The sequence below is a fragment of the Pseudomonas sp. P5_B2 genome, assembly GCF_056400445.1.
This window is the reverse complement of sequence record NZ_JBFULH010001396.1, coordinates 1-634: the sequence shown is the minus strand read 5'-3', so window position 1 is coordinate 634 and position 634 is coordinate 1. Positions and strand designations below refer to the sequence as shown.

Below are 634 nucleotides of genomic sequence, written 5' to 3'. Positions count from 1 at the left end.
TGTCTCGTGCACCCAATGCAACCTGCGGTATCCAGTGGCTTTCTTCGAGCAGGCGCACTTTGGCATCGATCGCCTTGTCCTTATAACTCTGGTCGCCGCTTAACTCCTCCGAACCATAATCGCGGTTGCTGATCGAGGTGTAACGGAACGAACCCTCCAGCCAATCGAACGGCTGGAAGGACACACTGTAACGACTATAGGGATCGGTACGGCTGGCGGTCAAAGACAGCTCACCCGCTGGCATCATGCGCGCGCTAGGTGTTTGCAACAGACCAACACCACCAAAGTCACTCTGCGTGTAGCGTGGCTCGGCCACCGCCCAAGTGCTGCAACCGAGCAACAAGCAAGGGATCAAGTGATACTTCATGGCTTCACCTCCAGCAGGGGCTGGGTGGCGATGAAGGCAGCCAGTTCAGTATTCAGGTCCGGTGTGGGATCACCCTTGGCACTGCTGCGCACGGGCACATAAATACGCGCTCCCGGCGCGGGAGGTACGGATTGAGTTTCGTTCCACAGCGCCACCCCCTCCTGGAAAACGCGGCCATCAGGTTGAACCACGAAGAGCAGGTCGGCGTCGGCATCCGGGTCACGTGGGCAACTCTTCAAATAGCTGATGGCCGACTGCAAGGGTTGG

Annotated in this window: 2 protein-coding genes; both read right to left on the bottom strand. The window is 58.4% G+C overall.

The window, feature by feature from the left end; genetic code table 11:
* The coding region (locus AC1DRJ_RS31425) for a YjbH domain-containing protein (RefSeq protein WP_477805532.1) at positions 1-367 on the bottom strand (367 nt) is incomplete at its 3' end.
* Positions 364-634 (bottom strand): capsule biosynthesis GfcC family protein (locus AC1DRJ_RS31420; protein ID WP_477805531.1); only part of this gene is annotated, 271 nt, incomplete at its 5' end. The genes AC1DRJ_RS31425 and AC1DRJ_RS31420, both read right to left, overlap by 4 nt.